Here is a 15,626-nt window from a genome sequence, read left to right on the forward strand (position 1 = left end):
AAGCCAAAACATGTCAAAAATGATCAAACAACCATAATGACAAGTAGGGTGTCAGCAAAATAACTGCCGACACCCGTTACCTGACACACCACCAACAGCCTGTGCATGTCACCAATGCAATGCCCGCAGACGTGGAAATTTTTTGTGCTGATGTTCCTGCATTCTAATCATCACATTCACTAAAGCCGATAAGGCATCCACCACATAAGGGCCTTTGTTCAACATTACGCATTCAGCCCTTACCGCCATGGCAGCATCGGTAAATTCGGGTCTGGATTTTGTGCCTTTTTTAGCGATAGATTCCAATACTTGTGTTGCCCAAATTACCGGTACATGTGCCGCCTCACATAGCCAAAGCAATTCTTCCTGTATTTCCGCCAGTCGCGCACTGCCCAGTTCCACCGCCAAATCGCCACGCGCAATCATAATACCCAAGCTATGACGGCCTATAGTGCCAAGTATGATTTCCGGCATGTTCTTAACGGCTCTGTTAGTTTCAATTTTGGCGATAATCGGTAAGTCTGTGGCGCTGCGTTTAGCCAATTCCTCAATCAAATATTCCATGTCTGCTTGCGATTCTACGAAAGAAAAGCCCACTAAATCAGCATGCTCACACACAAAATCCAGATCTTCCAGGTCTTTTTCACTTAAGGGCGGTAAGGCCAGATTCGTGGCAGGAAAATTAATGCCCTTATCACTCATTATTTTTACACCCCGAGTACCTGCTCGGGTAACACGCAGTAAAGCACCGTCTTCATTAATAGCGGTCACTTCGGCACCTAATTTGCCATCATCTATCCACACCGGGTCGCCAACAGTCAAGCGGCTGACAACCTCATTCAAAGTGCAACCTATGTATGCTGGTTTGATAATAGCTCCCTCTTTATCGTACTCAGCGGGCGCTCCCTCTATACTGTGTTCGGTCAGTAACAGTAAATCATCTTTAAATAGCAGAATAGTCTGTGCTTGTCCTGAAAAGCTACCCAGCCTGCCAGTGCCTACAGACTGTTCAGAATCTTCAGCCGGGTTAAACAGAGTAAGCTCAGTACCGGATTCCAGATAACTACTTTGCTCACAACAAACCTGTAATTCTCCATCCGCTAAGATAGTTTCAACTATCAGTTTGCGTGCTTTGCCACGCACATCGGTAAAAGCCAGTTCCGAACCCACTGTCAACTGGCGAAAAAAGTCATCACTAAGTCCAATTTTAAACTCTACAGTTTCTGTATCCACTGCTGGCTTGGCTGGCAGCGCAGTATTGTAAAGTATCAGTCGGCCGGGTTTTATGCATTTACCGTAGGCATTACATTTTATTTTGATGTGGTGAATGGCAGGGCCAAGCTGTATGGCACCGGTTCTGATTTTATGACCAGCCAGATCCATCAAAATACGACAGCGCCTGCCCGATTCGGCTTCTGCTCTGCGCACGTTTCTGATCATGGCTTGCCAGATACTGGTCTGATCATGCGCACAATTAATGCGCGCACAGGTCATGCCTTTCTGCAACAACTCGCAAATCAATTGATAATCCCAAGCCGCTTCAGTACCAAGTGTCACCATGACATGCGCTTTACTTTTTTCGAAATAAGGCCCAAATAATTCAATGGTGTGCTGGTCGAGTAACTGCTGCCCGCGCGAGAAACCATATTCGCTGGGATTTTTGCCATCAGAAACATAACCCGGTTCTGTTGCACGGCGCAAAATATCGATTACTGCATCCAGGGTAGACAGTACAGAGGCTTCCGCTCTTCCCAGGGATGATAAACCCAGTTGTGCCAAGCGCAATTGCAAGTGCCTTAGGTCGAATTGTCGGAGCGCTAAATATTGCGCCAGATTAATCGCACTTTTGGTAAACACCCCAGAGCGGTAAAGCGTCGAGTATTTTGCTAACCGATAAGCGGCGTTCTCAACCACACTTTTGCGTATGGAACACATTTCGTTCAACAATTGTTTTAGTATCAATTGATAGGAATCATCACTTGCAAGCACAGAAGCCGTATTCGTCATTGCTATCATCCTGAAAAGTTGAAGTGTAGGGGATTTGCCCAGGCTAATTATCCAAAATTAGAGCGCTAAGACCCTCTTAGGTTCAAATAACAATACATATAATGAGTTTATTTTATCGTTATAGATAGCTTAAAAATAAAATGGCCAAAATTAGTTAATTGCTTGTTTTAGGCACTCATTAAAATTGCGGGGTAATGAAGAAAGCAGTCAAGGATATTAATTTTTATTAAACTGGGCTACGTCATTAGTGTTCAATCAAAAGCGCTATGCATAATGTTAAAAAATAGTGCAGGCAATTGCTGCAGTCAAGCAGATTGTTGGCTCTAGTCAGCATGAGTGAAAATGCATAGAAAAATTAAAGCATTCCTGGTAAATTAGTCATCACTGTATATCGTCAACCCTCTGTTTTTGGATTTGCTTATGCTGATTGTCCCTGTTGGTCGTAAACCGGATTGGAGGCGTCCACCTATCGTTACGCTGTTGCTGGTGCTGGTTAATTGCTTTGTGTTTTTTGGCTTCCAGTACAAAGATTACCAAGCCAGAGACTTGGCGGCCGTATATTATTTTCAGCACGATCTACAAACTATCGAATTTCCACGCTACGAAGCATATTTGCGCCAACAGGGTCAAGTGGAAAAAGCGGATAAAATAGCGCAAAAAATCGAGAAAAAAGACTATAGCGTATTAGGCGAATTAGAACATGATCGCGTATTTCTCAAGTCTTTAGCGGCAGATAAAATAGTGAAAGATAACGAACGTATCTACTATACCTGGAAACCGCAACGCCAAGAATTTAACCGCATGTTAGGTACGCGTTTTTCAGATCGTTACGCTTTTGACAGTCGCGACCTAAAACCCATTACCTTTATTAGCCACCAGTTTATGCATGCTGGATTTGGACATTTATTCGGCAATATGCTGATATTGTTACTGGTAGGCTATATCGTTGAAGATGCACTGGGCAGTGTGCGTTTTTTGCTGTTTTACCTGCTGGGAGGGATGGGAGCCGCCAGCGTGTTTTGGGCCGCCAGTTTAGGACATGACATTGCTCTGGTAGGGGCTTCTGGGTCTATTGCCGCAGTCATGGGTATGTACACGGTATTGTTTGGTTTACGCAAAATTGAGTTCTTCTATTGGATTTTAATCTATTTCGATCTGGCTAGATTACCCGCCATTGTCTTATTACCGGTATGGGTCGGCAATGAGATTTACCAGAAATTATCCACACCCGAAAGTAATGTCGCTTATATGGCTCATGCCGGTGGTTTGGTGACAGGTGCCTTGTTGGTGTACATGGCGCGATTACTGGGTAAGCTTAAAGTGGACACCGAGTTTGAGCAGGAAGCAGCGCAGGGTGGATACAAGCAGGAATTAGAACTGGCAGACGCTTTAATGCACAAACTGGAGATAGACAAAGCGCGACAGGCCTATTTTATTTTATTGGAAAAATATCCCGGCCACCCGGAACTATTGGCCAAGCTGTTTAACCTATGCAAAAACCAACCCTTAAGTACGCACTTTCAACGCCTATCATCCAAAGTGTTTGCCTTAAGCAGCAAAGACGATACCAGTGTGGCGTTGCAAGCTCAAATGTACAAAATACATATGCAAATTGCCAGTTCGCCAAAGATTAAGCAAACTCAAGCATTGGATTTGATCGCCCGTTTTATCCATTTTCATCATCTCAGCCAAGCAGAGCATTTACTGGAAAAACTGCTACAAAATGCAAGTGACGACCTTAAATTGCCCGGCTTGCTGGCCGCTTTGATTAAACGCCAGCGTCTGGCCGGAAAAGCCGAACATGCAGAAAAAAACCGGCAGCGTTTACAATTGCTTTTTCCCGATTCCCAAGAAGCCAGAGTACTGGAGTCGCTGTAGTGTTAAGCATTTTGCTTAGTCAATGCTGGCATTAAGCCACTATTCAAGGTAAAGGTAAGCTGGCATCGGGGGGTGCCGATGCTATTGACGCAGCACTCACGACAGATGCGCATCCATAGTTATCAGCTTAAAATGGGGGCATGTGTCAAGCAAAACCAAAGCGCATGGCAAACATAATACAGTCAAATACCGGTTGGAATTTTGGATGCCATCATTTTTTTTCGATCCAGTGTGCGCCCATCAACTATAAACGAGCCATCACCCACGGCATGGATAGTCCGTTTCTCAGAATGTAAGGGGTCAAAGTAGGCGGCAACAGCATCCAAAATCACTATATTGTGTTTTTTGACGATATCACTAACCTTACATTCAATATTCGCTAAACATTCTTTAATCAATGGCGCATTGACAATTTTACCTTGCACAGCGGTCAGCTTAAATTGGGCAAATTTGTCCGTATCACTACCCGAGCAAGTACCTATGCCGATGACTGTATCTATCATGTCAACAGTGGGTATTGCAATCACACACTCTCTTGTTTTGCATAGAGCGGCAAACGAATAATTCCATTGCCCCGTGCATATGGCAAATGTAGGGGTAAAATCCAACACCATAGTCCACGAAAGGGTCATGATATTATTTTTCAAGCCATCATTAGTGGTGATTAGTACCACAGGTCCAGGTTCTATCAAGGTAAACGCTTTACTCATGTCAAACGCATTCATTTAATTACCTCCTTACCATCAGTTACGCCTAACTTTTTGCGTCACAACATTATTGAACCTGTACTTTCGCACTATTTTAATGAATGCGCACCACCTGTGTGCGTTAAAGGGGAGGTGGAATTAAGATAACTGACATCTACACTTTAAATTACATTGAATTTTAAGCCTTTATTAAAATTAATGATGATTTCTACTCTTCATAAAAATTTTGGCGTAATGCTTGCTTAATCAGCAGAATGCAGATAAGCATGGAAAAAAAGACATTAGCGATTTGCAACATTTTAATAATCGCATAAATACCTTAACCCAACCATTAACCCAACCCAACATCCCAGAAATCATTGAGAAAAAGCATCAGATGCCTAAACACAACTGTTTAATTAAGCACAGCAACAAGAAACAAATAGGCGATTAGCTTACTTGTTATCCTCAACCAACTACACCGATTGGAAATAGTATTGAACATGCGGAAAACTTTTTATGCTTAATAACAAAAGCCTTGATGTAGAAGAAAGCTTAACCAAGATGATACGGCATATGCAAATCGTAGAAGAATGCCGAGTAGAACTGAATAATTTACAAGGTATTTGGGATAATCTTACCTTGCTGGGACAGTTATCGGGTACGGGTACGGATATGAATGGCACTCGCCAATCTTTCCAAAAGTTAACCGGATCACTCTTAAATCAACTTGCTAACGAAACTTTGCGAAAATGTGTTTTAGAGATGACATCCAAGGCGCAAGTAGCCATTGACATACTGGTCAGAAATCTTTTTGAACGCACTGCCGATATTGGTTTTTTAGCAACAGATGAGGATATTATTGCTGTCGCTAAATCAGCAAAATTATTAGAAAAAAAATTCTCCAGAATGCATGATTTGGAAGTGTCATTAGTTAAGCTAAAGGAGCGATTTTTTGAATACTATTCTAAGTATTCAGTTTATTCAGATATTGTTTTATTGGATACCGAAGGTAAAATTTTGGTGCGTCTAAATGATAAAAACACGGTAGAACAAACCCAACATTCTCTCGTAAAACGATCCCTCGAAACAACAGATGGCTACCTCGAAACCTTTGATACTATCGATTTTTTGCCTGATGAATCAACTTCATTAGTGTATTCGTATCGAGTGCTAGACGAAGAAAATATCGCAATCGGTGTTTTATGCCTTTGTTTTAGATTCGAGAACGAATTAGCAGGTATATTCAATAATTTAGTGGCTGAGGATGATTGGTCTGTCATTACACTCTTGAATGAAGCAGGGCACGTTATTGCCAGTTCGGACATTGATCATATCGCCCTTCAGGTAAAATTATCGCCCGTATTGGATAAGGAGTTTCGTATTCAGCGCTTTGCCGGTCAGGAATATCTGGCCTGTACGCGTACTAGTCATAACTACCAAGGTTATGCCGGGCCTAAATGGTATGCGCATGTGATGTTGCCCTTACAACATGCCTTTAATCGTGACGCTTCAGGTATCCTTAACACCATCCCACAGCAAAGACTCAATACGGTTATGGAGCATTCACAATTATTTGGCGAAAGTTTGCGTAACATACCGCAGCAAGCCGAATTGATTCAAAGAGAACTTAATCGTTCAGTGTGGAATGGGAACGTAAAACAATATCATCATCAAGATGGAAAAGATGCCGGATTTTCCAAAATTCTGTTGTGGGAAATCAGTAACACGGGCGCTAAAACCCAATCAGTGTTTCAGCAATCCATCGCCAATTTACACGAAACAGTGGTGACATCCGTACTTGAAGATAGCCGCTTTCAAGCGTCTCTCGCTATCGATATCATGGATCGTAACTTATATGAACGCGCCAACGACTGCCGCTGGTGGGCGCTCACTTCATCATTCCGCGAAATACTTGCTGAAGCTGAAGTTTCTGCTACAGGTAAACAGCGCATTTCAAGCATACTAACCTATATCAATAATTTATATACCGTTTATACCAATTTGTTTGTTTTTGATAAGTACGGACGTATTTTGGCCGTATCCAATGTCAACGAATCACATCTGGTTGGGCAGAATGTTGCGGAAGATTGGCATAAACGTGTACTGATGATAGGCGATTCACAAGGCTATGCTGTTTCCGACTTTACCGTAACTCGCTTTTATAATAACCAACCCACCTATATCTATGGCGCTGCCATAACAGATGCACATGAAAATAAAGTGCTTGGTGGTATAGGCATCGTTTTCGATGCAACACCGCAATTTTCGGCAATGTTGCAAGATGCGCTACCCAAAAATGCCGATGGACAGATCGATTCAAGTTCGTTTGCAGTTTTTGTAAACCAAGAGGGTCGTGTTATTGCTTGTTCTGATGATCGTTATAAACCCGGCGAAAATTTGCCCGTTTCTAGCTACTTATTGCATCTAAAATCGGGTGAAAACTTAATGGATGTCATTGCTCTGCAAGGCGAATACTATGCGATAGGTGCTTATGCCTCTAAAGGATATAGAGAATACAAGAGTGAGAGCGATGCTTATAAAAACACCGTGATTGCGCTAGTAGGCAAACAATTATGTGCCATTAACGAAAATCCAGACAAAGTTCAAGAAGTTCCCCGTCCAACCATCCATTCCGATCGCGGCAATAAAGGCGATAATGTAGAAATTGCCACTTTTAGATTAGGAAAGGAATGGTTTGGTATCCGCGCCAACCAAATTTTGGAAGCGGTTGATCCAAACAATATTACGCCAGCACCCGGTGCAGGCGCAGAATGCGAAGGCTATTTAGTGTACGATCAAATACCTATTCCAGTTTTCGATATAAGAACGGCTGTCTGTGCAACAGAGAATCAAGCGTTGTGTTCTGATCGTAACTCACAGCAAGTGATCGTTATACAGTATGACCCTAGCACCCGTTTCGGGATTATTTCAGATGCCTTAGGCGAAATCCCAGAGATCGAACTATCCCGTATGAATAAATTACCACCCATGCTCAGCGGTGGATCCTTATTAGCCGACACCGCCATTGCCCCTGATAATGCAGCCGACGAATTTTTATTATTAGTTTTAAATATAGACCGCTTAGCCGAGAAATTGGCTTCTGGAATGAAGTTATCCAGAATGACCAATTAAAAACTATAGACGAGTCCAAATACCAAGTTAATAAGCATTGGCAACAGCCATTGTAGGGTGCGGTAAGGCACGAACCGCACCATAAAGCCCTGCCCACATGGCAAGGGCTACTAAGCCCGTTTTACAAAATATCGGTATTCAAGGTATCCATCAAATCAATCATAAACTCCATCTCTTCATCTTCAATCTTTTGCCAACCTTTAAACCCCAGACTGTTCAAAACACCCATACCTTTTTCGCATTCATGCATGGTTGTTAATAAGGCCAGAATTTCCTCGCGTTTGTGCTGAAAGTTTGGGCCTATCATCAACGCATGATGAATAACGCTGATTTGACTGCGTACTAGCACTTTTAACTGATTTTTTATGAGTGCCGACAGATTGTCGTATGCCTCTGCCAGAAAAATGCCTGCTTCTGCTTCACTTCGTAGTAAATGTTTAGCCACCAAAACATAATTTTCCGAAGGAATGGTTTCAATGCTGCCTGCATCCAAATCGCTGGGCTCCAGCATCATCATGCCTATCATTTTTACATCTGGGTCATTTGTTAGGGCGATGCGTGTTCCTGGTATTAATTCGGTAACATCCGTTGTGTCACTATCGGCTCTGATCGCAATCAAAGCTTCATCCGATAAGCCTTCAGGTTTTACCAAGGGTAAAAAACCGTAATTCCTAACCAGAGAGGCCGTATCGAATGGATTTGCGTAAATCAAATCTACTTTACCGGCACCGATAGCATCGTGTAATTTATTGTAGTTATTAAATAGCTCTAAATGAATGGCTTCAAATGTATTTTTTTGTAGCCAGGTATTGAAAATATACCAACCCGACAAGCGATCTGGAGCAAAATCAGGACTTACCGTAAACAGATAGCTCATGTAGAATCTCCTGTGTTAAAAAAGGGTGGGGTAAAGCTGGATACAGGCTTCAACTTTAGTTCTGGACGGTTTCCGGCGCACCGAGGTGTAACCAACAACTTTACCTGCTCGTACATTAGGAATTACCGTTGCTTTTACCCAATAATACCCACCATCTTTACGCAGGTTTTTGACGATACCCTGCCATTTTTCGCCGCGGAGTATGGTATCCCATAAATCTTTGAAGGCGACAGCTGGCATATCGGGATGCCGAAGAATGTTATGTGGAGCCCCCAATAACTCTTCTTCCGTGTATCCCGACATTTCTACAAACGCTTTATTGACATGATTTATGATACCTTCAGGACTCGTCGTAGAGACAATTAGCTTACCGTCTGGATAAGGTGTTTCAATTTCAGTGTAAAACACCTTGCGGCTACACCCATTAAAAAAATGCTGAGTGGTTTCCTTATACTCACCCACGATAAATTCTGGCTGCATATCAACAATCATTCAATACTCCTATCGGTAGCGGGCTTAGATCATTTCAGAAATGCTGGCAGCAGCACGTTTAACATCGAGGAAAATGAGTCCAAGTTTAGCATTGGGTTTTGCCAATATCGTTAGCACGGCTTCGTTGCCTGCATAAGTCATCAAGACATAACCTTTGGCACCTTTTATTAACACTTGCTCAAGATTTCCGCGATTTAATTCCTGCGCAGTTCGGTCGCCTAAAGACAGCATGGCGGCACTCATGGCTCCCACACGATCTTCATCCATACCTGCTGGTAATACAGAGGCCATGATTAAACCATCGGTTGAAATAACTCCCGATGCTTCAATATCTGCTGTCGTTCCATTCAGATCTGTTAAAACCGAAATCAACATTTCTGCTTTCATATTTTTACCCTCCTAAGTAAGTTAACTGAAACAATCAACATGTTTGTTAATTGCTGGTTTTCAAATAACGAGTGATCAACATCCAAACTAATGTGACAAACTCGGCATGATTGAAATGGGGAACACCGGAAATAACCAACACAAACCGCTGGTTGCCAATGAATAAGGGCCAGCAGCCAATCTGACTGTGTCCCCAAGCATCGACGATAGCCCAGGCTTGGCTAAAAATGCCCATGTTATTCATTAATAAGCCAGAACGGCGTGCGTAGACAGAAGCTAGTTCGGCGCTAAGTGCTGATAGCTCTTCCGCTACTTCATGCGGAAAGCCACTGCATACTAAATAAAAGCCCTGTTCATCGGCCAACAGCACTTTATTGTGCTCGGAGATTTTTGCCAACAAGTCCGGCAACAGATCTTCTATTGTGCCGCCAGGAACGGTTAAGGGGTTATCCACGCCTTGTACCCAGCCTAGTTTTTGGCAGTGTAGAAGCTGCTCCATGGCTTTTTCGGGTTCGGCAATTCCGGTCAGTTTTTGTAAGTTAACCAGGGTTAAGGCCGGGGTTTGTTGTTGTTTTAGCAAGTTTAATAAAAAATCACGGGCTTTATCAGCTGTCTGTGAAGCCGTGGCATAAAATGCACCTGCTGGAGTAGGATATAAATATAATCCTTCCACTAAACTTAATGTTTGCATGGACTAACCTATCAGGCCAGGATCCAGTGAAAACAATAAAGCTTGCACTAGCAACGATACATCGTTTTTTTCTCTGGCATCGACTGAAAATACCGGCAGTTTTAATCCCTGACTGTGCAGTTGTGCATGGTATTCGTCTATGCTGGGTTTGTTATTCAGATCCATCTGCGTAACGCCAATGGCTACACCTGTTTGGTTGATAAATTTATCAAAAGCATCCAGAAAAAACTTCATATCCTTAAATGGATAATCGCGGGTGTTATCCAGTAATAAAATCAGGCCAATGCCGCCTACGGTTAATATATCCCACATAAAATCGAAACGTTCCTGTCCTGGCGTACCATATAGATGAATCTTCTCGCCACCTGCCAAATTCATAACCCCATAATCCATAGCCACCGTGGTAGATGGTTTACGGTTTTTGGTCATATCACTGGCCGCTGCATCGGTTTTAATCGGAGGCGCATCACTGATCGTGGTAATGGCGGTGGTTTTACCGGCCCCTACGGGACCTGTAAAAATTATTTTGTATTGATTCATCAAATTTCCTTTTTTTAAATCAACGGTATTAGCAGTCATTACAATTAGTCTCCACGTAATTTTTTTAAGATTTTACTTAAAAGTCCTGTTTTGGGTTTTTCAGGCTGCACAGATGGCAATGCATCAAATTTAATAGAAGGTTCAGGCTTTGACTGCCCTAAATAACCCAGAAAAAAGCAGGCGCTGAGAAATACAAATACGAATTTTGGTTTGGTATTCAGAATGCTGGCTATTTCTAACGGCATTCTGGGTGTTTCGCAAAGTAATGCGGTAATGCGTAAGGCGTCAGGTGTAATAACGAGTCGAGTAAAGTTCGGCCATCTATGCAAATAAACGGGGCGTTTTAGATCCAGTTCAACCGGAAAACGGCCCTTGGATGTCCAAAGCGTCAATTTCCAGAGAAACGCATCCATATCCACAAACCAGTCTGGGGGCATGTCAGAATAGTTAAATGTGGTATCGTGTTTATAGAAAGCAACATTGCTTGAAAATTCCCTAGACATTTTCATGCAGGCCAAAGAACGCAGTTGTTTGTCTTGTGCATCCACCCACACTTGTCGTTGTTCAGGAAATATTAATAAAGGCTTCCAGACCGACATAAGCTTTAATACCCGGTTTTGTCTTATCGCAGAGTCGAATGCCGCTTTAACAAAACTCAAATAATACTCGCGGTGATCAAAACTGGCGGTATGCAGTTGCGTTAAATCATCTAGATCTATGTCAGTAAGGGTACCCAGAAAAGCCGTAAATCCCCCTTCATTTAATTCAAGTGCGCTTTGTTGGCGAACATTTCTGTGGCTTTCAGGAGGGAGCGCTTCGCTGTTATTAACGGATTTTTTGTGTACAAACACTTCCATAGCCATTTTTTTGGGCTCATCAGCCATCGCCTGTACTGTGGCTGTGGCAACAGGATACGCTGTTCCAGCCGCCGGTGAAGCTGACTGGTGAGTCACTTTTGAAAAAAATGGCCTTGTATCGCCCTTAATTTTACTCAGCACATTTTCTATCTGCGAAACCGTCACGGGTTTTTTAATAAAAAAAGTGTTGTTTATTTCGCAAAGCAAATCTTCTAGAGACAATAAAATGATAGGCCGTTTGGGTGCATAGGCTCTTCGAAACTCCAGTATCTCTCGAGCATTACTATGATCGGCGTCAATCATGTCAATCTCTGCCTCAGCTTCCGTAACTACAACGGCGATACCATGACAGGGACCTTTCAAATACATTTCCATGGTTTTAGAAAAGCGATTATCCATACAGAACAGCGCAATTCGCAACGGTATTTGTTCAGCAGTTGCTATCATAGTGGTAAGTCCTGACTGATAATAACTTGATGCCATTCAGCGGAAAGTGGCACACCCTTTGTGTTTAGGAATAGATAAAAATTTTGCATCCGCTCATAACTTTGCGTCGATTGATAAAGCTCGAATAATGCATTTTGCAAATCCAGACGCTTAGCATCAACTTTTAAGCCTGCTTCCAGTGTTTCCATAGCTTGCTCAAGTTGGCTGTACTGAATAAAATCGTTAGCAATGCTTAACCAATCGTAGTCAGTTTGGGCCGTTATCTGGTGTTCGTGTGCACTTAGGGGAATCGCAAATAATGAGTAGGTATTCCCTAGTTGCGCAAACTCTGTGGGTTTGGTCTCTAGTAACAGCAAACACTGTTGCTCCGACAGAATTTTACGACTGCCTTTAATCATCCTGTCACTGAGAGCTTTTCCTTTACCCTGCAAAATGATTAATAAATCCAGTATGGCTGCATAGAGAGGATCCGCTAAACTTAGGCTATAACAAAAACTGATGCGGCGAATATGCAAATTTAGATTGTTTGGGTTTTTACTGACATTGTTCGTCAACGAATTTAAGATAAGTGGGGTATCGGCAGCATCATATTCACTTAATGCTAGCTGAAGATCATACCAAATACCGCTTTCAAGCAAGGAAGGATCAGCAGGTTTGGCGGGTAAGGGCCATTTTGCGCTGAGTGCCGCGCCACTCGTCTGTAGAAACTGATAAAAGTGCTGCATCCGTTCAGTACTGTGTGTGCATTGGTAGAGTTCCAGCAAAGTATTTTGCAAATCCTGCCGTCCAGATTCTTGGCGCAAACCAGCTTCCAATACCTCCATGGCTTCGTCTAACTGGCTAAATTCGATGAAATCGTTGGCAAGTGTTAAGGGATCATGTGTTGATTGAGTTGATTGACTGATTCTAACTAGCTCTTGTTGCCCAATTCGTCCTGTGGTAAATAATGAAAAAGCATTACCTAGCTTTTCAAAGTCTTTGCCGTCAGCCTGCATTAAAGCAGCATACAAGCCAGGACTCAGCTGCTTGCGGCTACCCTTAATCATTCTCAGGCTAATCGCTTTTCCCTTGTTCTGTAAGACAATTAATAAATCGAGTAAGGCAGCATAGAGTTGTTCTGATAATGCTGCGCAATAACAGAAGTTAATTCGGTGAATATGAGCATGCAGATTGTTAGGGTTTTTTCTAACACGACTAGTCAGCGAATTAAGTGTTAAGCTATTATTAGCGTTAAAATTGAAGGGTGTTAGAGATTGATTTTGCCAAAAATTGCTCTCAATAGGCACATTTGCGACTCCAGTCGTCACCAGTTGATTAATAAACCGGGGCATCATTTCCCTCCTTAATTTGCAACAAAAGTTGAAAGCGCCTGAGCTTAACAGAAAACGCAATTAACCTCAATAAGTCTATGGTAATTATTTTATAACTATTTAGCGTAAAGGCAGTTTTTACACTATGCGATTACATGTGTGCTGCCGTTTAGTCGTTTTCTAAAGTAAACGATCCAAGCGTTTTAACTTGTTTTTCTTTGAAGTATCTTTGTTACAGAACAACACGTTCAATGACTCGAGTAACCATCGGAACAAGAACTTTTTTGCACAGGGTAAAGTAAGCAAAAAGTACTCTGTAGAAACCGATGTTACCTAAGCTAAAGTCAAAACAACGCATTTGCTGCGGCTTTCTAGTGGAAAAGGGTGAGAATAAATACCACCATAATATAGGTAAGCCAACAATACAGTCAGCGTAGCCACGATTAGCGTTAGCGTAATCGTGGGAATGAAAAGCTTCCTAGTCATTGAGGCGTTACTTAACAATCGGTTACGCTTAACTATTTCTGCGTAATTATCGGGGTAACGGCTTAAATATTGATATTGGTGGCGAGGATTAAAATAAATGCAAGTTTTTGGAAAGGCTAATGAATATTCGGAGAGTATACATTCCCACGATTACGCTAACGCTAATCGTGGCTCCGCGAGCTGTCTTGAATTAAAGTAGCACAATTGTAGGGTGCGGTGAGGCACGAACCGCACCAAAATGCCTTGCGTAATCATTCGACCCTGAATTTAGCGTATCTTTAAATAACATGGCTAACAAAATAGCTTCTACGGCTATGCTCACATCAATGATTCCCCATCTAAAGAGCGACAATCCTACAAAGAATATTGCCCCTTTTCCAGTTGCTCAATAAGATTTAGATAATGACGTACTTCTTCCTGCTTTGGGTGTTCTGGGTATTTTAGCAGCACACCTGTCAAGGTTTGGCGGGCTTGTGGATATTTTTCAAACTCTTCACATAACAGTTTGGCGGCAAACAGGTAAACCTCTGGGGTTTCGTTGCTGAGCGGAAAACGTTTTTCAAATTTATCCATCATGCGCAACGCAGTTTTGGCTTTGCCCATCGCCGTGGCTGCTTGTGCAATGGGTAGCACTTGAGAGGCACGCGCAGGTTGAAAGTCGGCATTGATGTTCAGCATGTTTTCATAAACTTCCACTGCTTTACCGGTTTTTTTTTGCTTGAGCAGGGTGGTGATAAAGTTTTGCGCATGTGAAAGTGCTTGCTCGGGGGTTGAACTCAGCATTAATAATTTAAGGTAACGGTCATTCGCCTGTAAATTGGTATCATCTTTGCCCAGTTCTTTACGGGCAATTTTCAATGCAGAGTTTATATCTCCTGCACCCATATAATGAGCTATTTCCGCTTCTGCTGGTTCGACCTGATGTTTGCTGACATTTAAATCCAGTTCCTTATGGTATTGATAGAGTACGTAACCAATCATATTGAACATAATGATCGTAAAATACATAGAAATAAAAGTGGCGTTTAATACCAACCATTTTGCACTTTTTTGTATTTTTCCCAGATAGTTGGCCATGTCAGTTGGGCTGAAACTGGCGCTATACACCGGTAGCTGAGTTTTTATTATCCATTGGGTGGCAATCCCCTGGCTTGAATACAATACAAATAAGAAAGCAAACATCACCATATAGGGCCAGCCTATGCTGGAAATAATGCGCATGGCTTGAAACGGATTTAGAGCGGCAAACACACTATTTTGAATATCGATAACCATAATACTGGCTGGCAGGGTCAGTATGGCCAAAATTAGATAACAGTAACCCGCCACATTGCCCAGATAATTGAACACCAGCGCAATGGCAACGCCCAACAAAATAAACATCAGCATCTGTTTATAGGGTTTTAAATTCGCATCCAGTTCCTGGTCGTCTGGATATTCGGAGACTTTTAGAAATCCCTGCGATGTTAAATTCATTACTTTATAAGCCAGCCGAAAAAACATAGCCCAAGCGATGAAGTTAAGTACCAGCAAGATAGGGAAAAAATAAGGTGTTCTTAGTATCAATAAGGGCAGGGAACTAAGCACGGAAAAAAAGCCAATGCCTATCAGATTAGTAGGGTTAGCCGGGAAACAGAAAAAAAGAGGAATGCGCTGCCAAAAAGGCACAATACTGTTAGTGTAGGTCGTCTTGCGTGACATTAGCGACTCCAGGTTACCTTAAGGGCAGGTGTTATAAAGTAAATACATATCAATGCTACATTCAGAATGCGTCTTCATCACTAGACTTACCCTAAGTGGCTAACGGATTTTACCTGTTTTATGTGTGTATTT

The 15,626-nt window shown here is 42.3% G+C and carries 13 protein-coding genes; 3 read left to right on the forward strand and 10 right to left on the reverse strand.

Annotated elements, in window-relative coordinates; translation table 11 throughout:
• Positions 1 to 108: 108 nt before the first annotated feature.
• Entirely contained in the window at positions 109 to 2,007 is a 1,899-nt protein-coding gene (locus ABH008_RS10440; protein ID WP_347989798.1) for a pyruvate kinase, read from the reverse strand.
• Between the two features lie 420 nt (positions 2,008 to 2,427).
• On the opposite strand from ABH008_RS10440, the gene ABH008_RS10445 reads away from it, so the two are divergent.
• Entirely contained in the window at positions 2,428 to 3,885 is a 1,458-nt protein-coding gene (locus ABH008_RS10445) for a rhomboid family intramembrane serine protease (RefSeq protein WP_347989799.1), read from the forward strand.
• Positions 3,886 to 4,067: 182 nt separating this feature from the next.
• Here the strand turns inward: ABH008_RS10445 and ABH008_RS10450 are convergent, their stop codons facing one another.
• Entirely contained in the window at positions 4,068 to 4,610 is a 543-nt protein-coding gene (locus ABH008_RS10450) for a flavin reductase family protein (protein WP_347989800.1), read from the reverse strand.
• 220 nt (positions 4,611 to 4,830) lie between these two features.
• Here ABH008_RS10450 and ABH008_RS10455 point away from each other — a divergent pair, with 220 nt between their 5' ends.
• Together ABH008_RS10455 and ABH008_RS10460 are read left to right on the forward strand one after the other, a co-directional pair.
• A complete protein-coding gene (locus ABH008_RS10455; RefSeq protein ID WP_347989801.1) occupies positions 4,831 to 5,025 on the forward strand; it encodes a hypothetical protein in 195 nt (64 codons plus the stop codon).
• Positions 5,026 to 5,090: 65 nt separating this feature from the next.
• Entirely contained in the window at positions 5,091 to 7,706 is a 2,616-nt protein-coding gene (locus ABH008_RS10460; protein ID WP_347989802.1) for a chemotaxis protein CheW, read from the forward strand.
• 121 nt (positions 7,707 to 7,827) lie between these two features.
• Here ABH008_RS10460 and ABH008_RS10465 read toward each other — a convergent pair whose 3' ends face one another.
• The 8 genes from ABH008_RS10465 to ABH008_RS10500 form a co-directional block, all read right to left on the reverse strand.
• The gene (locus tag ABH008_RS10465) at positions 7,828 to 8,583 is read right to left on the reverse strand and encodes a PhnD/SsuA/transferrin family substrate-binding protein (protein ID WP_347989803.1); all 756 of its coding nucleotides are present in this window, start codon (positions 8,581 to 8,583) and stop codon (positions 7,828 to 7,830) included.
• A gap of 15 nt (positions 8,584 to 8,598) precedes the next feature.
• Positions 8,599 to 9,075: a PAS domain-containing protein gene (locus ABH008_RS10470; RefSeq protein WP_347989804.1), complete on the reverse strand. Its 477-nt coding sequence runs from the start codon at positions 9,073 to 9,075 to the stop codon at positions 8,599 to 8,601.
• 24 nt (positions 9,076 to 9,099) lie between these two features.
• Positions 9,100 to 9,462 carry a roadblock/LC7 domain-containing protein gene (locus ABH008_RS10475; RefSeq protein ID WP_347989805.1) on the reverse strand — a complete coding sequence of 121 codons (363 nt, stop codon included), beginning with the start codon at positions 9,460 to 9,462 and terminating at the stop codon, positions 9,100 to 9,102.
• Positions 9,463 to 9,508: 46 nt separating this feature from the next.
• Positions 9,509 to 10,153 carry a hypothetical protein gene (locus ABH008_RS10480; RefSeq protein WP_347989806.1) on the reverse strand — a complete coding sequence of 215 codons (645 nt, stop codon included), beginning with the start codon at positions 10,151 to 10,153 and terminating at the stop codon, positions 9,509 to 9,511.
• Positions 10,154 to 10,156: 3 nt separating this feature from the next.
• Entirely contained in the window at positions 10,157 to 10,693 is a 537-nt protein-coding gene (locus ABH008_RS10485) for an ATP/GTP-binding protein (RefSeq protein WP_347989966.1), read from the reverse strand.
• Positions 10,694 to 10,737: 44 nt separating this feature from the next.
• On the reverse strand, positions 10,738 to 11,997 hold the full coding sequence (locus tag ABH008_RS10490; protein WP_347989807.1) for a hypothetical protein: 1,260 nt from the start codon (positions 11,995 to 11,997) through the stop codon (positions 10,738 to 10,740).
• A complete protein-coding gene (locus tag ABH008_RS10495; RefSeq protein ID WP_347989808.1) occupies positions 11,994 to 13,331 on the reverse strand; it encodes a hypothetical protein in 1,338 nt (445 codons plus the stop codon). The genes ABH008_RS10490 and ABH008_RS10495 overlap by 4 nt, the downstream gene beginning before the upstream one ends.
• A gap of 816 nt (positions 13,332 to 14,147) precedes the next feature.
• Positions 14,148 to 15,494 (reverse strand): hypothetical protein, encoded by a 1,347-nt coding sequence (locus ABH008_RS10500; protein WP_347989809.1) that lies wholly within the window; start codon positions 15,492 to 15,494, stop codon positions 14,148 to 14,150.
• Between the last annotated feature and the right edge of the window lie 132 nt (positions 15,495 to 15,626).

The organism is Methylomonas sp. AM2-LC, assembly GCF_039904985.1.
Lineage (GTDB): Bacteria > Pseudomonadota > Gammaproteobacteria > Methylococcales > Methylomonadaceae > Methylomonas.